At 34.5% G+C, this 26,135-nt stretch carries 23 protein-coding genes, 1 other RNA gene, 1 pseudogene and 1 other annotated feature; of the genes and pseudogenes, 18 read left to right on the top strand and 7 right to left on the bottom strand.

Annotated elements, in window-relative coordinates:
• From bglH to ssrA, 5 genes and pseudogenes are all read left to right on the top strand, one after another.
• Positions 1–423, top strand: a pseudogene (gene bglH, locus I580_RS05475) (aryl-phospho-beta-d-glucosidase); the annotation flags it as partial.
• A 569-nt stretch (positions 424–992) separates the two neighbouring features.
• Positions 993–1,469, top strand: a complete 477-nt coding sequence (locus I580_RS05470; protein ID WP_010772294.1) for a GAF domain-containing protein — start codon at positions 993–995, stop codon at positions 1,467–1,469.
• Positions 1,470–1,538: 69 nt separating this feature from the next.
• Complete coding sequence (locus tag I580_RS05465) at positions 1,539–1,970, top strand: VOC family protein (protein ID WP_034860336.1); 432 nt, start codon at positions 1,539–1,541, stop codon at positions 1,968–1,970.
• Between the two features lie 178 nt (positions 1,971–2,148).
• Positions 2,149–2,472, top strand: a complete 324-nt coding sequence (locus I580_RS05460) for a DMT family transporter (RefSeq protein WP_034860407.1) — start codon at positions 2,149–2,151, stop codon at positions 2,470–2,472.
• A 138-nt stretch (positions 2,473–2,610) separates the two neighbouring features.
• Positions 2,611–2,978, top strand: a transfer-messenger RNA (tmRNA) gene (ssrA, locus tag I580_RS16700).
• A 1,520-nt stretch (positions 2,979–4,498) separates the two neighbouring features.
• On the opposite strand, the gene I580_RS05450 is transcribed toward ssrA, so the two are convergent.
• Entirely contained in the window at positions 4,499–5,371 is an 873-nt protein-coding gene (locus I580_RS05450; RefSeq protein WP_010772298.1) for a LysR family transcriptional regulator, read from the bottom strand.
• A gap of 116 nt (positions 5,372–5,487) precedes the next feature.
• On the opposite strand from I580_RS05450, the gene I580_RS05445 reads away from it, so the two are divergent.
• Entirely contained in the window at positions 5,488–6,078 is a 591-nt protein-coding gene (locus tag I580_RS05445) for a DapH/DapD/GlmU-related protein (protein WP_010772299.1), read from the top strand.
• 170 nt (positions 6,079–6,248) lie between these two features.
• Here I580_RS05445 and I580_RS05440 read toward each other — a convergent pair whose 3' ends face one another.
• The 3 genes from I580_RS05440 to I580_RS05430 form a co-directional block, all read right to left on the bottom strand.
• Entirely contained in the window at positions 6,249–7,892 is a 1,644-nt protein-coding gene (locus I580_RS05440; protein ID WP_010772300.1) for a glycosyltransferase family protein, read from the bottom strand.
• A gap of 369 nt (positions 7,893–8,261) precedes the next feature.
• Positions 8,262–9,176: a helix-turn-helix domain-containing protein gene (locus tag I580_RS05435; RefSeq protein WP_010772301.1), complete on the bottom strand. Its 915-nt coding sequence runs from the start codon at positions 9,174–9,176 to the stop codon at positions 8,262–8,264.
• Between the two features lie 448 nt (positions 9,177–9,624).
• Complete coding sequence (locus I580_RS05430) at positions 9,625–9,966, bottom strand: hypothetical protein (protein WP_010772302.1); 342 nt, start codon at positions 9,964–9,966, stop codon at positions 9,625–9,627.
• A 291-nt stretch (positions 9,967–10,257) separates the two neighbouring features.
• Here I580_RS05430 and I580_RS05425 point away from each other — a divergent pair, with 291 nt between their 5' ends.
• The 10 genes from I580_RS05425 to I580_RS05380 all read left to right on the top strand — a co-directional run bounded on the left by I580_RS05425 (position 10,258) and on the right by I580_RS05380 (position 19,859).
• A complete protein-coding gene (locus tag I580_RS05425; RefSeq protein ID WP_010772303.1) occupies positions 10,258–10,575 on the top strand; it encodes a hypothetical protein in 318 nt (105 codons plus the stop codon).
• A 231-nt stretch (positions 10,576–10,806) separates the two neighbouring features.
• Positions 10,807–10,854, top strand: a sequence feature (sodium ion sensor (DUF1646 type); this cis-regulatory element may regulate processes involved in with the transportation of sodium ions).
• Positions 10,855–11,009: 155 nt separating this feature from the next.
• Positions 11,010–11,336 carry a hypothetical protein gene (locus I580_RS05420; RefSeq protein WP_010772304.1) on the top strand — a complete coding sequence of 109 codons (327 nt, stop codon included), beginning with the start codon at positions 11,010–11,012 and terminating at the stop codon, positions 11,334–11,336.
• The gene (locus I580_RS05415; RefSeq protein ID WP_010772305.1) at positions 11,323–13,323 is read left to right on the top strand and encodes a V-type ATP synthase subunit I; all 2,001 of its coding nucleotides are present in this window, start codon (positions 11,323–11,325) and stop codon (positions 13,321–13,323) included. Before I580_RS05420 ends, I580_RS05415 begins: the two co-directional genes overlap by 14 nt.
• A 4-nt stretch (positions 13,324–13,327) precedes the next feature.
• Positions 13,328–13,801 (top strand): V-type ATP synthase subunit K, encoded by a 474-nt coding sequence (locus tag I580_RS05410; RefSeq protein WP_010760283.1) that lies wholly within the window; start codon positions 13,328–13,330, stop codon positions 13,799–13,801.
• Positions 13,802–13,814: 13 nt separating this feature from the next.
• The gene (locus tag I580_RS05405) at positions 13,815–14,396 is read left to right on the top strand and encodes a hypothetical protein (protein ID WP_010772306.1); all 582 of its coding nucleotides are present in this window, start codon (positions 13,815–13,817) and stop codon (positions 14,394–14,396) included.
• Between the two features lie 168 nt (positions 14,397–14,564).
• Positions 14,565–15,566, top strand: coding sequence for a V-type ATPase subunit (locus I580_RS05400; RefSeq protein ID WP_010772307.1), 1,002 nt, complete (start codon positions 14,565–14,567; stop codon positions 15,564–15,566).
• Positions 15,556–15,867, top strand: coding sequence for a V-type ATP synthase subunit F (locus I580_RS05395; RefSeq protein WP_010772308.1), 312 nt, complete (start codon positions 15,556–15,558; stop codon positions 15,865–15,867). Before I580_RS05400 ends, I580_RS05395 begins: the two co-directional genes overlap by 11 nt.
• Positions 15,868–16,066: 199 nt before the next feature.
• Positions 16,067–17,848 (top strand): V-type ATP synthase subunit A, encoded by a 1,782-nt coding sequence (locus I580_RS05390; protein ID WP_010772309.1) that lies wholly within the window; start codon positions 16,067–16,069, stop codon positions 17,846–17,848.
• Positions 17,841–19,217, top strand: coding sequence for a V-type ATP synthase subunit B (locus I580_RS05385; protein WP_010772310.1), 1,377 nt, complete (start codon positions 17,841–17,843; stop codon positions 19,215–19,217). The genes I580_RS05390 and I580_RS05385 overlap by 8 nt, the downstream gene beginning before the upstream one ends.
• Before the next feature lie 6 nt (positions 19,218–19,223).
• On the top strand, positions 19,224–19,859 hold the full coding sequence (locus I580_RS05380) for a V-type ATP synthase subunit D (RefSeq protein WP_010772311.1): 636 nt from the start codon (positions 19,224–19,226) through the stop codon (positions 19,857–19,859).
• Positions 19,860–19,905: 46 nt separating this feature from the next.
• On the opposite strand, the gene I580_RS05375 is transcribed toward I580_RS05380, so the two are convergent.
• Positions 19,906–20,862, bottom strand: a complete 957-nt coding sequence (locus I580_RS05375) for a serine hydrolase (protein ID WP_010772312.1) — start codon at positions 20,860–20,862, stop codon at positions 19,906–19,908.
• Between the two features lie 205 nt (positions 20,863–21,067).
• Between I580_RS05375 and I580_RS05370 the strand changes: the two genes are divergently transcribed.
• On the top strand, positions 21,068–22,582 hold the full coding sequence (locus I580_RS05370; RefSeq protein ID WP_010772313.1) for an ABC transporter permease: 1,515 nt from the start codon (positions 21,068–21,070) through the stop codon (positions 22,580–22,582).
• Positions 22,583–22,597: 15 nt separating this feature from the next.
• Positions 22,598–23,257: an ABC transporter ATP-binding protein gene (locus I580_RS05365; RefSeq protein ID WP_010772314.1), complete on the top strand. Its 660-nt coding sequence runs from the start codon at positions 22,598–22,600 to the stop codon at positions 23,255–23,257.
• A gap of 146 nt (positions 23,258–23,403) precedes the next feature.
• Here I580_RS05365 and I580_RS05360 read toward each other — a convergent pair whose 3' ends face one another.
• Together I580_RS05360 and I580_RS05355 are read right to left on the bottom strand one after the other, a co-directional pair.
• Positions 23,404–25,305 (bottom strand): fructose-bisphosphatase class III, encoded by a 1,902-nt coding sequence (locus I580_RS05360; RefSeq protein WP_010772315.1) that lies wholly within the window; start codon positions 25,303–25,305, stop codon positions 23,404–23,406.
• Positions 25,306–25,320: 15 nt separating this feature from the next.
• Positions 25,321–26,133, bottom strand: a complete 813-nt coding sequence (locus I580_RS05355) for a pyruvate, water dikinase regulatory protein (protein WP_010772316.1) — start codon at positions 26,131–26,133, stop codon at positions 25,321–25,323.
• Positions 26,134–26,135: the final 2 nt, after the last annotated feature.

Raw genomic sequence — 26,135 nt, 5'->3', positions numbered from 1 at the left:
CCATACTTGGAAGCAAGTGAATGGGGCTGGCAGATCGATCCGCTAGGCTTGCGTACAACAATGAATGACTTATATGATCGTTACCAAAAACCATTATTTATCGTTGAAAACGGCTTAGGAGCAGTGGATACACCAGATGAAAACGGCAATGTGATCGATGATTATCGTATTGAATACCTGGCAGCACATATTCAAGCGATGAAAGATGCGGTAGAGCTAGACGGAGTTGATTTACTAGGTTATACAACATGGGGCTGTATCGATTTAGTTTCTGCTGGAACAGGTGAAATGAAAAAACGTTATGGTTTTATCTATGTCGATCGTGATAATGAAGGCAATGGTACGTTGAAACGTTCGAAGAAAAAATCATTTGACTGGTATAAAAAAGTTATTGCGACTAATGGGGAAGATCTAACGAACTAAGGACAGGATCATTTCGTATTAAAATAACTCAATTCATAAAATAATCATCAAAACAACTTAAAAAAGTTGCCTTGAACACCAAACGTTCAGGACAACTTTTTTTCTATAATTTACCATAATCATGTTGATATTTCGGTGTATATTTCAAAAATGAATACGCAACGAAGGTAATGGCAGATAATGCTGCACCTGTAACGATGATTTTTTTCATAAGACATCCTTCCTTTCAAAACGGCTGATTGTATGATCAAGTGCAAAAGTTGCACGTACGTGGACGGTAGGATTCGAACCTACACCTCATCAGGTCGAGAATAAACATCCGTTAGTCCTCAAAGAGTTTTAACACCACGTTCATCCACAAAGTTATTGGTTGTTTACTATGATTAAACTATAACCTTAATAGATTAAATCAAACATAAAAAAGCTAGAAGAAAGTGTGAATTCGTTTGAACTTGTTATGAAGAGTATGAATATCTTTTAGAATAAAAAAACAATCTATTTAGGATAAAATCAAAAAGGGCTATGCTATAATAAAAAATAAACGAGTAGAAAAGAGAGGGATAGAACAAATGTGGAAAAACAAGCAAGAAAAGTTGGCTACATACCAACTACTAGTACAACAGCAAGCCGCAATTATTGAAATGGAGCATGATAAAATTGCTAACCTTGCAAATTCTTCAGCTTTACTGGCAGATGCACTGCCTAAAACGGTATTCGCAGGCTATTATTTATTTGATGGAGCAGAGTTAGTTTTAGGACCTTTTCAAGGAAAAGTTTCCTGTACCCGTATTACAATAGGAAAAGGAGTCTGTGGTGAATCAGCCGAAAAGTGTGCAACGTTGATTGTTGAAGATGTTAAAAATCACAAAAACTATATTTCTTGCGATTCAGCTGCTCGTTCCGAAATTGTTGTTCCTATGGTCAAAGATGGGAAATTATTAGGTGTTTTAGATTTAGATAGTTCGGTCACACATGGCTATGATGAGATTGACCAAGAGTATTTGGAGAAATTTGTTGAAGCGCTTTTAAAAAATACTGATTTTTAGTTTAAATTGAGCGTTCTTTTCGCTTATTCTATTTTGCCATGAGATAATCAGTAAAAATAGAATGTGAGGATGGTTGATATGTTAGAAGTGTACTTGAATTTTAAAAATGAAGCAGCAGATGCAATTGCGTTTTACGAAACCGTATTTGATGTGAAAAATGAAGGAATCATGACATTTGCAGATGCACCTGAAGATCCAGAACATCCAACACCAGAAGCTTGGAAAGACTTGATCATCAATGCATCGATGACGATCGAAGGAGTACCGGTTATGATATCAGATGTGCCAGATGGTATGGGTTTGACTCTAATTGAAGGTAATAATGTTTCTTTGGTGATTAGTACAGATGATGAAGTAAAAATCGATCGGATTTTTAATCGTTTAGCGGAAGGTGGAAAAATATCCATGCCGCTAGGCGAAACATTTTGGTCCAAAAAATATGGCATGGTTGTTGATAAGTTTGGTATTAATTGGATGCTTAACTATTCTGAGGAATCATGATATTGAAGTAGGTTAAAACTTCTTTTAGATAAAAAATAATGGGGCACCAATCAGACTGGAATGGCAGAGTCTATTGGTGGTCCTTTTTTAGTTTAAAAGCGAACAATCAAAATCGTTGTTTCATTTAATTAGATTTCTGATATAATGATTGAGGAATAATAAGGAGTGAACGAGTTTGATCGGTTATATATATCTTTTTGTGGCTATAATCAGTGAGGTGATTGCTACTAATTTATTAAAGGCAACAGACGGTTTTAGTAAATTAGCACCATCAGTCGAATGCTTGATTGCCTATATTATTTGTTTTTACAGTTTATCAAAAGCTATTAAATATATGCCCTTAAATGTAGCCTATGCACTATGGGGAGCAGTTGGCATCATTTTGATCACCATTTTTTCAGTTCTTTATTGGAAAGAACAAATCAATACGCCAACTATTATTGGCATTGGATTTATCGTGATTGGGACGGTTTTAGTAAATATTTTTGGAACAGGCCATTGATGTTTAATGGAAGAAATTACTAGACAGTTGTGTTATCCTGCTTTGTTAGAATGTGTAGGAATCAGCGGTTGATCCTTTAAAAGTTAAAAAAAATATGTTATACTAATCAAAGCGTATATTATGCTATTTAATCTTAACGGGGACGTTACGGATTCGACAGGCATAGTTGAGCTTGAATCGCGTTTCGTAGGTTACGTCTACGTAAAAACGTTACAGTTAAATATAACTGCTAAAAACGAAAACAATACTTTCGCTCTAGCTGCGTAAAAACAGCAGGTGAAGATCCTCCCGGCATCGCCCATGTGCTCGGGTAAGGGTCTCAAATTAAGTGGGATACGCTAAATTTTTCCGTCTGTAAAATTTAGAAGAGATCATCAGACTAGCGAGAGTTTGGGCCTGTTATGCGGCATGAACTTCAGCGAATCCTTAAAATAGTATGACTATGAACGTAGAAGTTTAAGTGGCAATGTGTTTGGACGCGGGTTCGACTCCCGCCGTCTCCACTCGATTTTTAAAGATAGGTGCTAGAATCGTTGATCTGTAGCGGATCGTATAACGTTTCTAGCATCTATTTTATTATTTGATCAAGAGTCATGACCACGATTAATTGTAAATTTACAAGAGCATTAAAGTTGTTGACTGATTAACTCCGACAACTATTAACATTTTTTATTTATAAAAATCAAATGATTCTTATTCAAGGGGAGTACATTAATTATGACATTAAATTTATATTATTTATTGAATAGCTGAGAAAGCACCTTATCTTTGTTGTTTAAAAAAAGTGAAGTTATTTCATACGGTATACTTTCTTCATATGAAATTTCTATAGGTTTTCCTTCGTCCAAAAAAAAATTTGCGAATCAGGCATTGCAAGTAGCGTAGGTGAGTGTGTAACAATCACGAATTTTGTGAATCTTCTTCAAATGTTATAAAGGTTTATATTTTTATTATTTGAGAAAAAGATTTCCAAGAATGCGTTTTCATCGTATAATATATTTAGGGTTGGTAGGATGAAAAATAAATAGTTGATCAGTGTTTCGTTGACTAGGATTGCTTTACAAACTTCAGAAAAGGCAGAAGAATCTCATGATTTAGGTAAAAGTGGAGTGGTACTTTCAGATGAAGAAGATCAAACTACACTTCAAGGCATGCTTTAGGGAGTATTGGGAGCTAGTTTCTTATACGACTATATATGATTTGTACAAACAGTGTTCTGTCATGTTATTAGGCCAGTTCACCTAAATATTCATTTTGCAGAGTAGAAATGTAGATTAGTTTATTGGAAATGGGGGAAGAGTATGACTAAAACAAATAAAGGTCATGTTTTTGGTATTAACTTAGCTATTATTATTTACTATTTTTTACCTAGAACTAAAATATCAACGCATTCACATCTATGGAATATGTTTTTTAACTTCAGAGGTATATGTGTATTTTTGATTACGATAACAATGTTGTTAATCACTTTTCAAAAATTTCATTTGGGTAAATGGAAAAATAGTAACCTCAGCAGGATGGTCATGAGTTCGTATATTCTGTATTTTCTGGCGATATTCTTTTATCTAATGATTGTTGAATTTATATAGTCAATAAAATACGCTGATGGAAGTTGAGTATAAATCAACTTCTTTTTTGTAAAAATGGTCACAAAGTAGTTTATAAGTCTAATAAAAAATAAATTTAGCAAAAGATTTCAATGAGTAGCCTTCCGTAAATGATTGGCTTTTGCAAAATTAATGTCAGTTTTGATTCTCAATAATCCTGATAATGTAAATTTTGGTATGATGGGAGAATTTTTACACATTATTGGAAAAATTGATAACAAATAAAATATGTGTTACTAAAGGAAGATTGATACTAAACTTTTTGAAGTTAAATCAATTAGGTTATCAGGGCAGTATAGTTATTACTACACAGTCAAAACAATAGACAGTAGAAACGTTGGTGAGCATACATTTCTACTGTCTATTGTTTGTATTGATCGTTATTATCAGTTAGTTAAGCCACCTTTATCACACTATTTTTAATTTTTTTGCTTTTGAAGCAGACGCAAAAATTCTTTTGAAGCACTTGATAAAACTTGATTCTTTTTCCAAACAATATTGATGTGTGCAGTTAGTGGAGGTGAAAAAGGAATAAAAGTTAACGTTGTATTAGCCGTATTTACGATCCCGTCAATACAAAGGACACTCGCAACATGTTGTTTTACCAGTAAAGAGGCATTATAAAGAAGGTTATATGTACCGATGATGTTAAGTTGCTCTAGATTTCCTCCAAGCCATTCCGATAGTTGATTGTCAACGAGTGATTGATTTGAAATAAGCAAAGGTGTATGCATGATATCTTTTGGTTGAACCATTGCTTTATTAGCCATAGGGTGTGAATTATTAACTAGAATTCCCCAGTTATCAATTAAAGGTAAACGGATATATTCATATTTTTGTTTTTCTACAGGATCAATAACCAACCCGAAATCTAAAAGTCCTTTATCAATCTTTCCCAATACATCGTCCGCATTGCCACTATAAATATTTATATTAATTTCTGGATAGTGATCTCGTAATTCGTGAAACAGTTTCCCAAGAAACTCGAACGCTCTTGTTTCACCACCTCCAATTGTTATTTCTCCACTTATCACTTCATTTTTGAGGAGATTAGTTGTTGTTGATTCAACTAACGATAGAATTTCTTTCCCTCTATTCATTAAATAGATACCATCTTCTGTTAGTGTGATAGATCGATTTCCGCGAATAAATAATGTAACACCGAGCTCATCTTCTAGCTCTTTTAATTGTTTTGAAAGTGTTGGTTGTGAAAGATTTAAGACTTCAGCTGCTTTACTAATTGTTTTTTCTCTAGCGACTGCTAAAAAATAAGTCAAGACACGAAGCTCCATTTTATCATCCTTTCGTATAATTAAAAAGAATAGTTCGTTATTCATTATGGGTATTAGTTAAGTATAAACGATTTAGGTATAATTTGGGTAGTTGAAAGGGAAAGGATGGAGAATAAATGTTAAATACCGATTTACAGAAGCAAATTACAGGAAAAGAAATTTTAAAAGAGTCTCCTTTGTTTAAAGAAATTCATTTAATTAAACAGAAAAATGAACGATTGATCATGACATTGAATACACAATATTATTCGAATAGAGAGGTTTTGGCACTCTTGGAGAAAATCACTAAGCAAACAATCGATTCATCCGTAACCATTTCCCAACCTTTTTATAGTGACTTTGGTAGGCATATCACATTTGGTAAAGATATTTTTATTAACCAAAATGTGACATTTGTAGATTTAGGTGGCATTACGATTGAAGATCAGGTTTTGATTGGCCCAGGATCCAGACTCATCACGGTCAATCATTTAGTTTCTCCTAAGGATAGAAGAGGGATCAAAGTGGAACCGATTTGTATTAAGAAGAATGCATGGCTTGGTGCAAATGTTACTGTTTTGCCTGGGGTGACAATTGGAGAAAATTCGATTGTTGCAGCTGATTCAACGGTAACAAAAAACATTCCTGATAATGTTGTTGTTGTAGGAAGTCCCGCTAAAGTGGTTAGGAATATCGAAGAAAAGAGTAAAATACCAGAAAAAAAGTAGTGAAGGAAGACAACAAGAGTAAAAAGAGCCGTTGTAAATGAACCTATAATCATTAGCATTATGCAAATAAATAAAACACTGACTCAATAACTAGAGGTAAATTTTTTAGTGTTTTCCATGTACTATATTAACTCCTGTACAGAGTAATTATAGTACATGGAAAACAAGCATCATTTACTTAATCGTCTCTTATTCATTCTATTTTTTAAAATCAATATTCCCAACGAAAAAAGTGAGAATAGAACTGAAACTTTCTGAATCATAGTTTTTTTATAAAAAATATCAATGGAATGCACACCCGAACCAAGAGTAACGGTGACCAAACCATTCTTGTTATAAGAATTCACTACTTTTCGATTGACTATTACTTCATATCCTTTGTAGTAAAATTTAGGTAACTGAACCTCTTGAGTTCTGTTAAGCTGTACTGTATAAGTACTATGGTTGTAATCGTTGTTTATTTGATTAGGAGAAGAAGCATAAGGGATACCATCAATAAATAAACCTGGTGCGGCAAAATACTTCTTAAAATCAGTATCTTTTACTAAATATTCTTTGCCATGACCAATTTCCGATTCATAAAAATCAGAAAAGTTCTTATTTGTTACGGTTATGTTATTTTGAGTGGTACTTTGTACTAAATTATTAACATTGAATCCCAGTGTTAAAAAACTGGAAATAGCGATAATGAGAAGGACATTTTTTGTTGATAATAAACGAAATTGTTCGATCAAGCTAGTAGCCAATAAACTAGCGAAAAAAGTAGCGAACAATAATAATCTCCAAGGAAATTGAATCTTTGCTAGAATTGAGACTTTAAAGAGTCCCCAAGGAAATAGATTCGTGGCTAGTATGATCATTAAAAATGTAACCCACATAAGACGTTTATTTACAGAAGTCAAATGTCGAAAATGAATGCCGGAAATGATGACAAAAACGATAAGTAGAAGACCAATATTAGGTTTTAGCTCTGTAAAAGGTGCACTCACATTCGCAATACTATTTATCAATAAATTTGCCAAACTAAAATTTAAACCGCTAGGCCATAAAGTAGTATTACTAAAGTTGAAGGTTAAATGATTGACTTGTTCCAAATAAGGAAATAAGAACCATGCGGATAAACCAATAGTTAAGAACCCTGCCTGAATCAAACCAGTGATTTGAGTCTGGTGACATTTTTTCCAATTTACCAAGATGAAGAGTATTAGAAAAACAAAAGAGTACAATGCTGTAATCAAATGGCTGGCAATCAATAAACTCATACCGACTGCTAGGAGTTGCCAACGATGCTTATCAGTATAAAATAGTGAATATACACCAAGAACAAATAAAGGTAGAAAAGCAAATGCCAACGTTTCTCCAAGTGCTCCTCGAACAGATTGATCAATTAAACGATAGCTCGAAAGGGTGTAGAGACAAGAAAATACTAGTGCTAGTTTTTCTGATCTTTTGATCGAATATAGAAAATAATAAGCGGTTGTTGCAGTAATGAAGCTAATTAAAACTTGATACATATAATAAGAAGGAACAAAAGCAAATCCTACAATCCTGAAAAGTGCAAAAGGTAATAATAAGATAGAGGGATAAAATAGATCAGCAGCATAGCCGAAATTAAGCCCCATAGTAGGAAAGACTCGTGGGAAAAAATCCCAATGTCTAATCGCTTGAGTATAATTTTCCAATCTAGTTCGGTGAAATATAAGGTCATCTTGACTGAAAATATAATTATTGAAAAAATAAGGGAAGATAGAAAGGATGCTTATCGATAATAATATAAATAAAATGATAATTCTTTTTTTATATGCTATATTCAAATAAATTCGCCTTCTTTGCGTGATTTTCTTTATTTTAACAGAAAAATTAATTATATAAAAACAGTGTTGATACGAAAAATTTATTAATAGAAAGTAGTCTGAAATGATCAATGCAAACTAAAAAAGTACACGATGAGTGATGGAAGAAAAGGAGTGTGCTTTCCTACATGGAAATCGTAGGCTAATGTCAAAACATGAAAAATAATTGCATGAATAAAAAAATAAATACTTTAGGGTTGATATCTATTACAGTTTGTAGTAATATAAATGTACCCTAACAGTATTTTCATTTTACTCAATCCGAGTAATACTCCTTATCCCACCTTTAATGAGGTGGGATACTTTTTGAAATAGTCTCTGTATTGTGTGTTAAGACTCTTTTAACAAACCAACAGCATAATTTCTCAGCATTTTTTCACTATCTCTTTCATGTGTGAGCATCTTTACTTCTTTTTTTACCTGTTCAGCCTGTAAAGTATCTCCAGTATTCTCTAGGAGATGTATAAAATCATAAACGCGTTCCATATAAACAGGTTCTCCTTCAAGGATATAGTTTAAGAGATTCGTTAAATACTGAAGGTTCAATTTAAAGCTATAGTTTTCATTTTGTTTATCCTGTTTTTTAGCGAGTTTTATATATTTTTCGGCGCTGGGATAGTCTTTAGCATACAAACGCATTGATATAAGATTGATAAGAATATTATGAGCAAATTTTTTTGTGGTAAAGTCTCGTTGTTCCTCATATTTTATAGGAAACATTCTTGCAAGTAATAAATCAGCCTGTTTTGCACTAAAAAAACGAATTAAATTTGCAGTGATGATATAATCATATTGAAGGTAAAAGGGCTTATTCATTAGATCTTCGAATATATCCGTTATTTCTTTAAAAGTAACTGGGTCAACTTCCTCCCAATGAGCATTGAAAAAGTTTTTTATGGCAATGTAATTTGATAATTCCCTCAAGGATTTATTTTCTTTATCTTTTACTGAAAAATAATAGTTAAGTAATTTTTGTTTAGTGCTTTTATTTTCTAAATGTGCACCACAATAATAAAAAGTCTCCCTAAAATCTTGTTGATGTTTGTCAAAAGTTGTAAAACTGAAAAACTCTTCAACATTAATAGAGGTTTGATTCAATATTTCCTCTAACTCATTTACTTTTAAAGATCGTTTGCCACTTTCGATTTTTGAATAGGTAGATGGGTCAGTATAGTCAGACATCATTTCTTTTTGAGTTAACTTTAATTTAAGTCTAAAAAAACGTAAAGTTTCTATGATATTCAAGAGTTTCTCTCCCTTCATATGCGATTATAGCATGAAATGAATAAAAAAATCTCAATTTTCATAAAAAAGTAAATAATTTATCTGAATTTTATGCCAATTTCGCACTTTTCAATTCTCCTACTTTATTTTCTTGGACTTGTTTGTTATTCTTTACCTAAGGAAAATTATTTGTTTGCAAACGTTGATTTCGAAAAATGATGAGTGGAGGTGTGTTGATGATTTCATTTATAGCTGTTATAGCAAGCGTTATTTCAGTATATGTAGTTACAGGTGGAGCATAAAACGTATCTAATATTATCAAAAAAACAATTTTGCAAACAAAAAATTTAACTAAAAAAAACTAATTGTATAAGTAAAAAGTGCGTAACAAAAAAAGTGCAAAATAATAGCTTCTGATTTACTTTTCCTGTTGAATGAAGTAAATCAGAGGCTATTATTTGTTTTATCGTCAATCATTTGTTTTAAGGTTATCTGTAGCGATTGTTGAGAGTACATATCCTTCTATGTGATATTTTTCCGCTAGCCCTTTAGAATAATTCTGCTCTTGTACTTTTTTCATGTGTTGGAAAAATTCAAATTCACTGTTAGATGGTTTTTCTTTAGTTAGAATTTCTCTTTCGTGGGTTAATGCAATTGCTTCTGCAAAATAATAGGAATCGCTTTTACTGATAGAAAGACGCAGTGTATCTCCAAATAAGATATTATTTTCTTTAGAAAAATCATCTTCTTTTACATCGATCAACCAAGTATTATGAAATGTAGTTGTTATTTTGATTAATTTTTGTTCCATATTTGATTCTCCAATCGCGAATAATAATGAGCATCTTTTTATATTATACCAAATAGTTTACCATTTTTGACGTTAAGTTTAAATGGGAAACCTATTCATTTATATCTATAATCATATAAGCTTGATTTATTAATAAAAAAAGTGAGGATACAACGTTATCGGAATAGGATTGTTTCTGTTTAAATTTTTTGATATGATGGATAAACTATAAAGCTATAGCATTTAGACGAGAGTATATTTTAGCAAAGTTACTAAAAAAAAACATGCGAAAATCATCAAGGGAGTTAATGTATGAAGAAAATTTCAACAGCGACGTTTATTACATTGTTAGAAAAGAAAGAGGAACGCTTTGCGGTTATTATCAATCACTGGTTTTATTATATAGAAAAAGGACGTATCTACCGCTTTCAACAACATAGTAATGTTAAAATCTTAACTACATTAGGTTTGTTTTATGACGGGGAGATTGATAATGAAACGATGGTTACAGAGCTGAAAAAAAGTATTATCAATCAAATTCAGTATGACTGGTTCACAGATGTCTGGAAAGAGACGATTGTTGAACGGGTCAGTCACACTCCTTATGGCTTAGAAACGTTCTTTTTTTAGTAGTGTAAAAAAGTTGTTATGCGTATCATTTGTAAAAGTAAAAATAGAATAGTAAGATAAATTTATCCTAACAATAAACTTTTTTCATTTACTCTCATGAGTAAAACTCCTTTCCCATCTTCAAATGAAGATGGGATTTTTTTCTGAAAATACATGTCAGATAAAGTGGACACAAAAAGCAGTTGTAATTTCTTTTTTTTTTTGCTAAGATACATTCATATGAATAAAAATGGTTGGGCGTAAGCTTCAAGGATCATGTTCTTCAAGGGGTGAGAAGAACGGTTTTTGAACTTATGCCCTTTTTTATTTTTTAAGGGAATAAGTGTGCTACTTGTAAACAATGCACAGGTTATTCTCTTTTTGTTTGTAATAAAAAAAGTTCCGTTCAATAATAAGATTGAACAGCAAAGATACAAATGATAGGGGTGAAAAAATTGGTTTTAAAAGCATTGGATAAGATTCAGGAGGCAGAAAAGTGTGTAGAAAAAATGCGGCAAGCTGCTAAAGTAGAAATGAACAAATATGAACAGCAAAAAGCAGAGGCATTTAAACGAAAGCAAGCTGATAGTCAAGAAAAAGTAACAACGCTACTTCAAACGCTAGAGTCACAAAAAAATGAACAACTTCAAAAACAAAAGGATCTTTTGTTAAGTGATGCAAAAGAGCAAAATCAAATTTTCAAAGAGAAATATGAAAAAAACAAAAATTCTATTATTGATCTTGTAATAGAAAGGGTGAAAACAATCTATGGCAGTCAATAAAATGGAAAAAATGACAATCATAGCGGCTGCTGAAAAAGAAGAAGAAATTCTTCAAGCAATCCAAGGTTTGCAAGCAATCGAAATGAAAGATTTTTTTCATTCAAATGTGGATAGCACATATATAGAAAAACATTTTGCTTCAACGATGTTGCAAAGTGATGGATATCAAAAAAAACGATATCAAACCATGTTAACTGAAATCCAAGATGCTTTGATTTTCATTGAACGATTTTCAGAGAGTTCTTCAAAAAGGACGTCTATTAAACGAAAAATTCTGACGTTACAGTCATTAGAGCAAGGATTTGATGAAGAGAGAATTAGCAGATATTTAAAGGAAGTCGCTGCATTAAAAAGTAGTTTATTAGATCTTGAAGCAACTAAAAAAGAGCGTTTAGAAAAAGAAAAATGGTTGTCTCGTTGGCAATATTTGGATGTCATTCCGCAGAATAATTCATTAGAGAGTGTTGAACTTTTACTTGGTTCAATCAATTCAGCAAATCAGCCGAATTTTCTAACCGATTTAAAAAAAATTACTTCTATTTATGTGGAAGAGATATACCATAGTGAACATCATGTGTACTATAGCTTAGTATATTTAAATAGCCAGGCAACAAAGGTAACAGAGGTCATCAACGAATATAGTTTTAATGAGTTTGTTTATCCATACGATATGTTACCTAAAGAAGCGTATCAACAAAATAAAGAAGAACTGGCTATGCTTGTCAAGGAAGAGAGAGACATAAAGAGAAAATTGTCTTCTTATCGTGATCATATAGAAGAATTATATTTAGCAGAAGAGATGACGTATGCGTATATCCATCGGGAAGAGGCGAAAAAACATTTACTGAATACTTCCTATTTTTTCATCATGCAAGGTTGGATCCCTGTTGAAGAGAAGCCGGACTTACAAGATTTACTGCCAAATGATGAAGTGTATATCACATTTGACCAGCCATCGGATACTGAAATTCAAACGGACATTCCAGTTAAGCTAAAAAACAATTCTGTGGTGGCTCCATTTGAGATGTTAACGGAAATGTATAGTCTGCCCAAATATGATGAAATCGACCCAACACCGATCATGACACCTTTTTATATGGTCTTTTTCGGTATGATGGTGGCAGATATTGGGTATGGCTTGTTAATGTTTCTAGGAGCTTTACTGGTTCTTAAATTAATGATATTACCGAGAGGAATGAAGCGTTTTGCCGATTTCTTTCTGATTTTATCATTTCCAACAATTATTTGGGGATTTATCTATGGCTCGTTTTTCGGTGGAGCGCTACCTAAAGTTCTATTTGGTATTCAACTGCCTTTTCCTATTTTATCAACGACCGAAGATGTCAATACGATTTTGATTTTATCCGTTATTTTTGGATTTATTCAATTGTTGACTGGTTTGATGGTTAACGGGATCGAATTGACGAAACGCAAACGGTATCTGGATAGCATTAGCGAAAGTTTTGCTTGGCAAGGGTTGCTAGTCGGGATTTTGATTGTAGTAATAGGAATGCTAGTATTTAATAATGACGGTTTGGTAACAGCTGGAATTATTGTGTCTGTAATATCTGCATTGTCGATTGTAATCGTACCAATCATTCAAACAAAATCTAAAGTCAAAGGGTTAGCTAAGGGGCTGTATGGGTTATATGGTTTGACTAGCTATATCGGTGATTTAGTCAGTTATACACGTTTGATGGCTTTAGGTATTTCAGGTGGAAGTATTGCGGCAGCATTTAATATGTTAGTAGCTTTTATGCCGCCTGTTGCTAGGTTTACTGTAGGTATTGTGTTGATCATTGCGTTACACGCTTTGAATCTGTTTTTAAGCTTATTAAGTGCCTACGTTCATGGAGCACGTTTACAATATGTTGAATTTTTCGGAAAATTTTACACTGGCGGGGGGCGCGCATTCAAACCATTAAAAACAGAAGAGAAGTATATGAATATTGAAAAAACAAAAAGTAAAAGAATAGTGGAGGAATAATAATATGATAGATTATTTAATTAACAACAATGGTGGCATTCTTTTTGCAGTTTTAGGAATGGCAATGGCGACAATTCTTGCTGGGATTGGTTCAGCTAAGGGAGTTGGTTTTACAGGTGAAGCAGCTGCAGCATTAACAACAGAACAACCTGAAAAGTTTGGTCAAGCATTGATTTTACAATTACTACCTGGAACACAAGGGTTGTATGGATTTGTTATTGCGTTTTTAATTTTTATTAATTTAAACAATGATATGACAATGGTTCAAGGATTAGATTACTTTGTTGCTTCATTGCCAATTGCGTTTGCTGGATTATTTTCAGGTATTGCACAAGGTCGAGTTGCCGCAGCAGGTATTCAAATTTTAGCGAAAAAACCTGAACATGCAACAAAAGGGATTATTTACGCTGCCATGGTTGAAACGTATGCTATCCTTGGGTTTGTTATCTCATTCTTACTTGTTTTAAATGTGAAATAGTAGGAGGAAAAAAATGGATGCAATCGAAAAAATTGTCGAACAAATTCTTGAAAAAGGTCAAATAGAAGTTTCAGCATTAAAAAAAGTGGAAACTGCTCGAATTGATCAAGAGTACCAAGAACAGGAAGAGGCACTATTTTTAAAAGAAAGTACGCTGATTGAGAAAAATCAAGAACAGACAAATAAAGCTTTTAAGCAAAAAGAACATCGTCAACAATTGGAAATTAAACAAGCTACGTTGAACCAAAAGCAAGACTATCTAGAACAGTTATTTTCAGAGTCAATTGAACGAATGAATCAGTGGACGCCAGCTGAATTTCAAGAATTTGCTGAACAAATTATGTCTCAATTGCCAATTGAAGGGGAAGCTAACCTGAAATTAGGCGAGCTTTCTAAAGGTAAGCTATCATATCAATGGCTACTGGATCATGCAACAGAAAAAATGAAACTCCATTTGGACCCCGAGGTCATTCCGAGCGTAGGCGGGTTTATTGTTTCCAAAGAGGGCATTGAGTATAATTTTTTATTTTCAAGTTTGGTTCAAGAAATTAAAAAAATGGAAAGTTTTCAACTTGCAGAAATGTTGTTCCAATAAATAGTTTTTATATGAAGGGGAACGAGTTTGGAACGCATATAAAGGTATCTTGCTTCACAGGATAGTTTTTCCGTAAAGAGAAACGGTGCATGAGGAGAACATACTGGAAAGATACTTTTTTGTCAAAGCGATACAGACTCGTTCAGATTTTAGGTTAGGAGGAACAGGATGAAAGAGACTGCATATAATCAAATCAACCCCTTAATTCGTCTTAAAGAAACAGAGCTGTTAACTAATGCTCAATATGAACAATTATTGAATGCAAAAAATAGCAATGAGCTAAAAGAGCTTTTAAAAAATACAGTTTATGGAACATATATGACAACCGATTTTGCAGAAAATTTTGAATATATTTATTCAAAAGAAAAAGGGAAATTGTATGAATGGTTGTATGACTTGGCTCCAGAACCAGAAGTAATTATGATTTATACTTCAAGAGCAACATTTCACAACTTAAAGGTCTTAACAAAAGCTGAGTTGACTGGGAAAAATCTAGATGATTTGTTTATTGATGATGGGCGCTATTCTATCGAAACATTAAAAAGTGCGATTCGAACACGAGTTTCTACTGAATTACCTGAAGTACTGATGAATGCCATTCTGGAAGTGTTAGATTACTTCCAAGAATCTTCTACATTGCAGGCAATCGATATTATTTATGATCGTAATTTTCTAACATTCCAGAAGCAATTAGCGGAAACGCTGAATGACAAGGATATCCTTACGGAAGTCGTCGCGTTTATCGATCTAACAAATATTTCTACGATGGCTAGAGGCATCGTTCAAGGACGACACGAGAATTTTTTGTCGACAGTTTTATCTAGCTCAGGCAGTATTTCTAAAGAACAATTTTTGGATTTTACAGAGCAGCCATTAACGAGTTTTACTGATTTTGTATTAAATACTACTTATGGACGACTGATTCAGTCGATTGTATCTACTGATACAAAAGAATTGGATTTAGTAGCTTTTGAAAAAGTCAAAGACGATTATTTAACGAGTCTGTTTGATAAAGCGAAGATCATGGCGTTTGGCCCATTACCATTAGTGGCATTTTTAAATGCAAAAGAAGTTGAGTGGAAAAATTTACGACTGATTTTAGTCAGCAAGCGAAGTAATTTTCCAGTAGAAGTTGTAAGAGAAAGGATGCGGATGATAGATGGCTTATAAGATTGGTGTTATTGGCGATAGAGATTCTGTTATGCCATTCAAACTCTTTGGCTTTGAGGTCATTTATGCTGTTTCATCTAAACAAATTAGGGAAACGATTGAAAGTATGGCAAGAAATAATTTCGGAGTTATTTTTATCACTGAAGAAGCTTCTGAATTAGCGACTGAAACGATTGATCGCTATAAAAGTGACGTCACACCAGCAATTATTTTGATTCCAAGCCACGAAGGCACAAAAGGCATTGGGTTGAAGGAAATTCAGGATAATGTTGAAAGAGCGGTTGGACAAAATATATTGTAGTATGTTGAAAAGTTTTAAAGGTGAGACACAAAGGTAAAATTGTCTTACTGAGTATAACGAGTGATTTAGCTATACAGGTTAAGACTTCGGAAGAAAAGATAAAGTAAGAAAGAGGTAAAGAACACCTCAATCGTATTTTCCTATTTTTCTGGCAGTGTTAAAAGGGCCTGCATAGCTTTTCTGAATAGGAGGAATGATTTTGCAAACGGGTCGAATTATTAAAGTGTCTGGTCCTTTAGTGATGGCTGAAAATATGTCTGATGCGAGTATTCAGGATATTTGTCAGGTGGGAGAACTGGGTGTTATAGGAGAAATTATTGAAATGCGGGGAGATGTCGCATCGATTCAAGTATATGAAGAAACAACAGGGATCGGTCCTGGTGAGCCAGTAGTAACGACTGGTGAAGCTTTGTCAGTTGAACTGGCACCTGGATTGATTTCAGAAATGTTTGATGGAATTCAACGTCCGTTAGATACATTTGCTGAAGTCACAGATAGTAACTTTTTAAGTAGAGGGGTTCAAATTCCTGCATTAGATAGAACAAAGAAATGGTTGTTTGAACCAGTAGTTTCTGTCGGTGATGAAGTGTTGGCAGGTGATATTGTCGGTTTGGTTCAAGAAACAAAAGTAATCCCACACAAAATTATGGTGCCTTTTGGTGTTCGCGGAACGGTTAAAGAAATTAAACAAGGTGAATTTACTATTGAGGAAATAGTGTATATCATTGAAACTGAAACAGGTGAAAAAGAATTTACTATGATGCAAAAATGGCCTGTTCGCCGAAGTCGTCCGATTTTAGAAAAATTAAATCCAGATGTACCACTGTTGACGGGGCAACGCGTAATCGATACCTTTTTCCCAGTAACGAAAGGTGGCGCCGCTGCTGTTCCAGGTCCTTTCGGTGCTGGAAAAACAGTGGTACAACACCAAATTGCTAAATGGGCAGATGTAGATTTAGTTGTTTATGTAGGCTGCGGGGAACGCGGAAATGAAATGACAGATGTATTGAATGAATTTCCTGAGTTGATCGATCCAAGTACAGGAGAATCAGTTATGGAGCGAACAGTGTTGATCGCAAATACATCTAATATGCCTGTAGCTGCTCGCGAAGCGTCGATCTATACAGGAATCACAATCGCTGAATACTTCCGCGATATGGGCTATTCTGTGGCAATCATGGCAGATTCAACTTCTCGCTGGGCCGAAGCGTTACGTGAAATGAGTGGCCGTTTGGAAGAAATGCCTGGAGATGAAGGATATCCTGCATATTTAGGAAGTCGTTTAGCTGAATATTATGAACGTGCTGGACAAGTTGTTGCACTTGGGAAAGATCATCGAAAAGGCAGTATCACTGCAATCAGCGCAGTTTCTCCATCTGGGGGAGATATTTCTGAGCCTGTTACACAAAATACATTACGTGTGGTAAAAGTATTCTGGGGTTTAGATGCAACCTTAGCACAAAAACGCCATTTTCCATCAATCAACTGGTTACAAAGTTATTCTTTGTATGATTCCGAGGTTGGCAAATATCTAGATCAAGAATTACAAGTTGATTGGTCTGAGATGGTGATGGAAGGAATGCGTATTTTACAAGAAGAATCACAATTAGAAGAAATTGTGCGTTTAGTAGGGATCGATTCATTATCAGACAAAGATCGTTTAACGCTAGAAGTAGCTAAGTCGATTCGCGAAGATTATTTACAACAAAATGCATTTGATGATGTCGATACGTTTACTTCAAGAGAAAAACAATACAAAATGTTACGGTTGATTTTAACATTTTTTAAAGAGGGACAAACAGCTTTGACTTTGGGTGCCTATTTAACTGAGATCATGACAGGAACGGTAGGTTTAAGAGATCAAATTGCGAGAAGTAAATATATACCAGAAGAGCAGATAGATCGTTTAGATGGTTTAGTAGATGACATCAAACTGACGTTAAAACAAATTGTTGCAGATGGAGGGATCACCCATGATTAAAGAATATCGAACAATCAACGAAGTTGTCGGTCCCTTAATGATCGTTGAAAAAGTCGAAGGGGTCAAATATGAAGAACTGATCGAAGTTCGTATGCAAAATGGAGAGATTCGTCGCGGACAAGTACTAGAAATCAATGGTGATAAAGCCATGGTTCAAATTTTTGAAGGAACGAGTGGTATCAATCTTCGAGACTCGAAAGTTCGATTTTTAGGGCATCCCTTAGAATTAGGTGTTTCAGAAGATATGGTTGGCCGTATTTTTGATGGTTTGGGTCGTCCTAAAGACAACGGGCCAGAAATTTTACCAGAAAAAATGGTTGATATCAACGGAGAAGTGATCAATCCAGTTGCTAGAGACTATCCAGATGAGTTTATTCAAACAGGAATTTCTGCCATCGATCATTTGAATACGTTGGTGCGTGGTCAAAAATTACCAGTATTTTCTGGTTCGGGTTTGCCTCATAAAGAACTAGCTGCACAAATCGCTCGTCAAGCAAATGTTTTAAATAGCGATGAAGAATTTGCCGTTGTCTTTGCAGCCATCGGGATTACATTTGAAGAGGCTGAATTTTTTATGGAAGATTTTAGACAAACTGGCGCGATCGATCGTTCCGTGATGTTTATGAATTTAGCCAATGACCCTGCAATCGAACGAATCGCTACCCCAAGGATGGCACTAACAGCTGCAGAATATCTAGCATATGAAAAAGGAATGCATGTTTTGGTGATTATGACAGATATGACCAATTATTGCGAGGCATTACGAGAAATTTCCGCAGCTCGCCGAGAAGTTCCAGGTCGTCGTGGCTATCCAGGTTATCTTTATACGAATCTAGCTACTCTCTATGAACGTGCGGGTCGTATTCGAGGACTGAAAGGTTCTGTCACACAAATTCCCATTTTGACTATGCCAGAAGATGATAAAACTCATCCAATTCCTGATTTGACGGGCTATATCACTGAAGGTCAAATCATTTTGTCTAGAGAATTGTATAAAAGTGGTATTCAACCACCAATTGATGTGCTCCCCTCATTGTCTCGTTTAAAAGATAAAGGAACAGGTGAAGGGAAAACAAGAATCGATCATGCTCCAACTATGAATCAATTATTTGCGGCATATGCGCAGGGGAAACAAGCTAAAGAATTAGCTGTCGTTCTTGGTGAGTCAGCATTATCTGATGTGGATAAAATCTATGCAAAATTTGCAGATCGGTTTGAAAAAGAATATGTCAACCAAGGCTTTTATACAAATCGTTCGATTGAAGAGACGTTAGATTTGGGTTGGGAACTATTGTCAATGTTGCCAAGAACAGAATTAAAACGAATCAAAGATGAGATGTTGGACGAATACTTGACTGAAGGAGAGTGATCGAAAATGGTACGCTTAAATGTGAATCCTACTCGAATGGAACTCTCTCGTTTAAAGAAGCAACTGGGAACTGCAACACGAGGACATAAATTATTAAAAGACAAACAAGATGAATTGATGCGCCGTTTTATTTTACTTGTCAAAAAAAACAATCAGCTCAGAATCAATGTAGAGCAAGAATTGACAGCGGCTCTCTCACGTTTTGTTTTAGCGAATGCGACATTGAACGAAGCGTTCATTGAAGAATTAGTAGCCATTCCAGCGAATGATGTATCGCTTGATGTAATTGAGAAAAATATCATGAGTGTGACAGTTCCGATCATGAACTTCCATTATGATGAAACCATCGTAGAAGCACCGTTAAATTATGGTTATCTCAACTCAAATGCTGAATTAGATGCCGCATTTGATAAAATTTCAACGATTTTACCAAAGTTACTTGAATTAGCAGAAGTTGAAAAAACGTGTCAGTTGATGTCAGAAGAGATCGAAAAAACTCGTCGACGGGTGAATGCATTAGAGTATATGACGATACCGCAACTAGAAGAAACGATTTATTATATCCAGATGAAATTGGAAGAAAATGAGCGAAGTGAGATCACACGTTTGATTAAGATCAAAAATATGGGTAGCAATACCTGACTAAAATAAAAATAGAGAAGAGATAACGAATGAAGTTATCTTTTCTCTATTTTTTTGGATACGCATTGTTCTGAACAGCCCATAATTGATCCGTAAGAGTTGAAATAAATGAAATACCAGCATCTGTTTCACCATTTGTAAAAACAGCTAAAATAAAGGGATGTTCTGTTTCTAAGATTCCAATATCATGTAGAAACCCAGCATAAGAGCCGATTTTATGAGCAACCTTGCCAGAAGTTGTGGGCGTTTCCAGACGTTCATGGAACACTGTATTTTTCATATAGTTATAAATGGTCTGATATTCTTGGTTTGATGATTTTTCTTCAAACAAAATTTTAAGGATTTTTGCGGCATCTTCAGAGGTGAATTTTGCGTCATCCCAATCTGTTTCCTTTTGTAAAAAATGAGCATATAGCGCTTTTTTAGCTGCAACATCACCACCAAAAGTATCATATAACATGTTTTTAGCAATGTTATCTGAGTAGGTGATACTGTATTCTTGAAGTGTTCTTAATGAATAGCTAGGTTGGATATTGTTAATAATAATTCCAGTTCCATCTTCATAATCTTCTTTTTCATTAAAGGTCAGTTGATCATCCCATTTTAAACTGCCAGACTGAACCTTATCAGCAATCATCATAGCCAAAGGAACTTTGATGGTGCTTGCACTGTAAAATTCTTTTGTTCCATTGATAGAAATCTGCTTTCCAGTTGTTAAATCTACGTAAGTTATGCCAACATCACCAGTAAATGTTTTGGCTGTGTCAGTCATCGTTTGCTCGATTTTATGATAAAAATCTGTAAGTTCTGGGGTCTCTTTTTCGATTGGCTCCACATTTTCAACATGAGAAGGAGCTTTTTTCACAACAGGAATCGCTACTTTTCCGCTTGTTTCTGTTTCGTTTGCGTAATCTACTGTATGAGTAGAAAAAAAGAACGATACGATCAAAAAGAAACAAATAGAAAAAATCATTCCATATAGCGTCATTTTCTGTTTTTTCAACGAACGTTCGATCCTTTCTCAAAAAATCAGATAATCCGATCATATTCAACATTTAATAAAAAATACGACCACAACCATTTAATCATTTTTTTCGTCGATTTGCAAGGTTCGTTAAAAAGAAAGGAGAGATTAGTTTTAAGCTTTGTTTAAGGTAAGTGAACTAAAGTAATAGATGTTATTTAGTTGCTATACGAGGAGGATTTATATGAATTTTATAAAACGATCACGATTAAGTATGAAAGCGAAAAAGGGAAGGACATTGTTACTCTGTGCTGTTTTTTCCGCTATTTTGATTTTTATTTTAGCAGGATTAACGATTCAAAGTGCAGCATTGAGTGCGATAGAAAATGCAAAAAAAAGTGTAGGTGCAACGGTTACACTTTCGGCGAATCGAGCAACTGCGATGGAAACAGACCGAGGGGATCGTAATGAAGGAAAACCAGATCCAGATAGTTTTAGTTTAACACCTGTTTCGCTAGCAGATGCGCAAAAAATCGCAGGATTGGACAATGTTAAAGCCTATTCATTGTTCTCTTCATCAGCTGCTGGAGCGAGTGATGGGATCACACCAATTTCAAACACAACAGAAAGCGAAACAACGAACAACGATACTAACACTGAGCAGGGGACATCAGGACGATCTGCTCAAGAAGGTGAGAGCATGGGCGGAGCTCCTATGCAGAGTATGAAACAAAGTGATTTTCAGGTCAGTGGGGTCATGAACTTATCTATGTTAAGTGATTTTTCGGATGGTGTGGCTGAGGTTGTAGAAGGCGAAGCAATCAGTGAAGCAGATGAAGAGACAAACCATGTCGTTATTGAACAAAGTTTAGCTGATGCTAATGAGCTAAAAATTGGTAGTACATTTAAACTCACGAGCCCAGAAGATGACACGAAAACATATGAATTGAAAGTCAAAGGAATCTATAATACCTCCGAAAACGGTGATAGCATGGGCATGATGTTTAATTTGTTAAATCCGGCAAACACATTATATACATCGTATACATTTGCTAATACGCTGAAAGGAGGAGACACTAAAGGGACGATTGATTCTGCTTTTTATACACTTGAAGATCCAAAACAAATGAATTCTTTCGTTGAAGCTGCTGAAAAACTGATTAATACGGAAAATTTGAGTTTACAAACAAACGACAAAGCGTATCAACAAATGTTGCAACCATTGACGAATGTGTCGAGTTTTGCAAGAAATATCGTTATTTTAGTCGCGATTGCCGGAATCATTATTTTAACATTGATCGTGATGATGACAATCAGAGAAAGACGTTATGAAATTGGCGTACTCTTATCGCTTGGAGAGTCTCGTTTTAAAGTCATTTTACAATTTTTTAGTGAAATTATGCTGTGTATGTTCGTAGCATTAATGATTGCAACATTTAGTGGAAATATCATAGGGAATATTGTAGGCGAGCAGTTGATCGGTCAACAAACTGAAGTGGCTCAACAAGCTGAAAATAATCAAGATAAAATAGGTGCCAGAGGGAATCAAGGACAAGAAGGACCTAGTAGAGGTGGGATAAATGGAATGGGAACCAGTTCAAAAGAAGCTGCTGAGACGATCAAAGAGTTAAATATCGCAGTTCAGCCAAAAGAAGTCGCAACATTAGGTGGTTTGGGACTCTTGATCAGTTTTTGCTCAATTGTATTATCCTCCATCGGAATTTTAAGACTACAACCTAAAAAAATATTAACCACATAGAAAAGAGGAAACCAAATGTTACAAACCAAAGAAGTTGGCTATTGGTATAAAAATGAACAAGAAATTCTTTACAAGAATGTAAATTTAGAATTTCAACGAGATAAAATGTATGCTATTTTAGGTGCGAGTGGTTCTGGCAAGACGACATTTCTTTCGTTGATTGCAGGTTTAGAGGTACCTAAAGCAGGAACTATTTTATACAACGGTAAACCTTTAACTAAAATTGGTCTCAGAAATTATCGTAAAAATGATGTATCGATTATTTTTCAAGCATATAATTTATTACCTTACATGTCAGCCTTAGATAATGTATTAACAGCAATGGCGATATCCAGTTCAAAGCAACCAGATAAAAAAGCCTATGCATTAGAAAATTTAGCACATGTCGGCATTGATGAAATACTTGCAAAAAAGAAAGTTACCGAACTTTCTGGGGGTCAACAACAGCGGGTAGCGATTGTTAGGGCATTGTGCTGTGATCATGAATTGATTGTTGCAGATGAACCTACAGGGAATTTGGATGAAAAAGCATCAAAAGATATAGTTCAATTATTTAAAAAGGTAGCCCATGAAGGCAAAAAATGTATTATTATCGTAACGCATGAACAAGAAGTAGCGAAAGCTTGTGATAAAGTATATGAGCTAAAAAACCAAGTATTTGAATCGATTAATTAATAAAAAAATTGCAACAGAAGTATTTAATCACCAGAACTAAGTCGGTATTATGCAATGTCAGCTTATTTCCGAAGGGGTTACTTCTGTTGCAATCGTTTATCTGGATTCTAAGTGAGTGGAATATGACTTGAAACGTTATGTGCCACTCACTTTTCATTAGAAGAAAATCGGATATGATTTTCTAATTGTTGTTTTAATTGGACCGTATCTTGTAACAAAGACATACCAATCGTTGTATCTTTAACTTGTAGTCGTTTTGTCTGTCGATCAACGATTTGTCGTGTAGAAACGATATCATCGTTTTTTTTAATCGCAGTTTCTTTATCTGAAAACGGCTTGTGGGCAGCAAGCTGCATGCCAAAGGAATTATATAAGAGCGTGTAGCCTGCGATTCCTGTAACTTTTTGATAAGCACGAGAAAAGCCACCGTCGATCACGATCATTTTTCCATCAGCTTTGATAGGTGATTCACCTTTAATCAATTTTACTGGAGTATGTCCGTTGATAATATGAGCATCAGATTGATCAAGTGCAAAAGAATGTAATATTTGCTGACAGATTTTAGCATTGTTTCTTAATTTGTAATAAGCATTTTTGACTTCTATATGGGTGTTACTTTCTTTGATAAAATAACGTTCGAAAGTTTTCATTGCGGTTTTACCAAAAAGTGAAGAACTTTCTCCACACCATAGATACCAGACAATATCTGTTGAGAAGTCTTCGGTTTGCCATGGATGAGCAAATGCTTTTTTGATCGTTGATTCAAAAAAATCAAGTAATGGTTTTCCTGCGTACTCTTTATCAGCAAAAACAACAGATTGAAATGAGCCGTCTTCATTAAGTGGAATACAACCGTGAATCAATAAGTTGTGGTTATAAGGAAGATAAAGTGAGCCTTTTTCTAATAGAAAAGCCATATGATGTTTTAATTTTTTTGAGTGTTGGAATTGTTCCATTAAATCGTTTATAACCAAACTTTCTTCTGCCGACAGTTGATAAGGATCTGTCTGTTTGACGGTTTGAAAGCAACCGTTGATCAATGTATAAGTTCGATAGTCGATTACAATTTGGTCGTCTTGGATTTTGTCCAGTAATAACCTGTGTTCCATTTTAAAATCTGGCCGCCTTTTAATGATCTGACCTTCTAGTTTTTCTTGAATAATGGCCATTGCTTGTTGGATTTTCATTGCATCTGTTATTTCTGTTAGTGAAAGCTGTCTATAAGGGTTTTGTTTTGGCCTAAAGTGATTATTTTCCTGATAAGTTTTACGACTAAATGATTTCAATTGATGCAAATCAATGCCATAGGCGTTCTCTAAAAGATCGAGGTTACCATAACGTGCGCAAATTCGTAGGACGTTTGCTAAGCAAGCTTTCGAGCCACTTACTGCACCTAACCAAATAATATCATGATTGCCCCATTGGATATCGAGAGAATGGTAGGCCATCAAAGAATCCATGATTTTATCTGGATGGGGTCCGCGATCATAAATATCCCCAATCACATGAAGATGATCGATTACGAAGCGTTGCGTTAAATAAGCTAAATCTGCTATAAAACGTTCTGCCTCACCCAGATCAATGATTTTGTGAATGATTTGGCGATAATAAGCTTTTTTGTCGGTCGTTTCATCATATTGATAAATCAATTCTTCTAAAATATAGGCATAGGTTTTCGGTAATGCCTTTCGCACCTTTGAGCGAGTATATTTACTTGAAGAAAAACGAACAATAATCAGTAGACGTTCAATTGTTTCAAACCACCAGCTTTGAGCAAGTATTTTTTGTTTTTTTAAGGTCTGAAGCTTTTCTTCAGGATAATAAATCAAAAAACAGAGTTCATCCATTTGTTCCGCAGAAAGCTTTTGACTGAAAAGGGTGTAAACTTTGTCCCGAATACTACCAGAACCATTTCTTAAAATATGATTGAATGCATCAAATTCTCCATGAAGGTCACTGATAAAATGTTCGGTACCTTTTGGTAAATTTAAAATAGCTTCCAGATTTATAATTTCGGCAATTAGCTCGTTGGATTGGATGTGACTCATCTAGAGGACTCCTTATTATTGGTTTTTGGCTAAATCTTCAATGATGGTGCTTGTTTCTTCAATTGATTTTTTATCAACATTGATAACTAAAGCATTATATTTTTCAAAAACACTATTGGCATAATCTAATTCTTCTTGAATCCGATCTGCATTTGTATAAGCAGAATCCTCTTTTAAGCCGAGTGAATGTAAACGAGATTTACGAATGTCCATTAAGCTCTCAATACTGGTTGTCAAACCAATGATTTTTTTCGGATCGATTTGATCTAATTCAGCAGGCAATGACACTTCAGGAATCAAAGGTAAATTAGCAACTTTATGATTTCGATTAGCCATATACATGCTTAATGGGGTTTTGGAGGTACGAGAAACGCCTAATAAGACATAATCAGCTTCTAAAAAGCCTTTGGAGTCTTTACCGTCATCATATCTTACAGCGAATTCAATTGCAGAAACACGGCTAAAGTATTGTTCATTTAGTTTATGGATAGCTCCTGGCTCCTGTAACGGTTGGATACCAAAAGTTCCTTCAACAATCTCACTTAATGGGCTCATGTAATCGACATATTGTAAGCCAGTTCGTTTAGCAAAATCTTTGACTAGATTAACTAGTTTTTTGTTTACTAAAGTGGTTACCACTACGGCTTTATCGTGTAGAGCATCTTTTAAAATCGGTTGTAATAATTCTTCGTCTGTAATAAATGGAAAGCGTTGAATATCGCTCATATCAATACTTGGGTATTGAGCAGATACAGCTGAGATAATCTTTTGAGCTGTTTCTCCTACAGAATCTGAAACTAAATAAATTTTGATTTTTTCCTTTTGCATGA

Source organism: Enterococcus caccae ATCC BAA-1240 (genome assembly GCF_000407145.1).
Taxonomy (GTDB): Bacteria; Bacillota; Bacilli; order Lactobacillales; family Enterococcaceae; genus Enterococcus_L; species Enterococcus_L caccae.
Note: the sequence above shows the minus strand (reverse complement) of the source record. Positions and strands in the feature narration are given on the sequence as shown.

Excerpts from the sequence above, each read along its gene's own strand:
- I580_RS05450 (WP_010772298.1), bottom strand. The coding sequence starts at position 5,371 with ATGGAGCTTCGTGTCTTGACTTATTTTTTAGCAGTCGCTAGAGAAAAA.
- I580_RS05355 (WP_010772316.1), bottom strand. The coding sequence starts at position 26,133 with ATGCAAAAGGAAAAAATCAAAATTTATTTAGTTTCAGATTCTGTAGGA.
- I580_RS05410 (WP_010760283.1), top strand. The coding sequence starts at position 13,328 with ATGATAGATTATTTAATTAACAACAATGGTGGCATTCTTTTTGCAGTT.
- I580_RS05425 (WP_010772303.1), top strand. The coding sequence starts at position 10,258 with ATGAAGAAAATTTCAACAGCGACGTTTATTACATTGTTAGAAAAGAAA.
- I580_RS05380 (WP_010772311.1), top strand. The coding sequence starts at position 19,224 with ATGGTACGCTTAAATGTGAATCCTACTCGAATGGAACTCTCTCGTTTA.
- I580_RS05445 (WP_010772299.1), top strand. The coding sequence starts at position 5,488 with ATGTTAAATACCGATTTACAGAAGCAAATTACAGGAAAAGAAATTTTA.
- I580_RS05370 (WP_010772313.1), top strand. The coding sequence starts at position 21,068 with ATGAATTTTATAAAACGATCACGATTAAGTATGAAAGCGAAAAAGGGA.
- I580_RS05395 (WP_010772308.1), top strand. The coding sequence starts at position 15,556 with ATGGCTTATAAGATTGGTGTTATTGGCGATAGAGATTCTGTTATGCCA.
- I580_RS05415 (WP_010772305.1), top strand. The coding sequence starts at position 11,323 with ATGGCAGTCAATAAAATGGAAAAAATGACAATCATAGCGGCTGCTGAA.
- I580_RS05470 (WP_010772294.1), top strand. The coding sequence starts at position 993 with ATGTGGAAAAACAAGCAAGAAAAGTTGGCTACATACCAACTACTAGTA.
- I580_RS05365 (WP_010772314.1), top strand. The coding sequence starts at position 22,598 with ATGTTACAAACCAAAGAAGTTGGCTATTGGTATAAAAATGAACAAGAA.
- I580_RS05430 (WP_010772302.1), bottom strand. The coding sequence starts at position 9,966 with ATGGAACAAAAATTAATCAAAATAACAACTACATTTCATAATACTTGG.
- I580_RS05465 (WP_034860336.1), top strand. The coding sequence starts at position 1,539 with ATGGTTGATATGTTAGAAGTGTACTTGAATTTTAAAAATGAAGCAGCA.
- I580_RS05400 (WP_010772307.1), top strand. The coding sequence starts at position 14,565 with ATGAAAGAGACTGCATATAATCAAATCAACCCCTTAATTCGTCTTAAA.
- I580_RS05360 (WP_010772315.1), bottom strand. The coding sequence starts at position 25,305 with ATGAGTCACATCCAATCCAACGAGCTAATTGCCGAAATTATAAATCTG.
- I580_RS05405 (WP_010772306.1), top strand. The coding sequence starts at position 13,815 with ATGGATGCAATCGAAAAAATTGTCGAACAAATTCTTGAAAAAGGTCAA.
- I580_RS05385 (WP_010772310.1), top strand. The coding sequence starts at position 17,841 with ATGATTAAAGAATATCGAACAATCAACGAAGTTGTCGGTCCCTTAATG.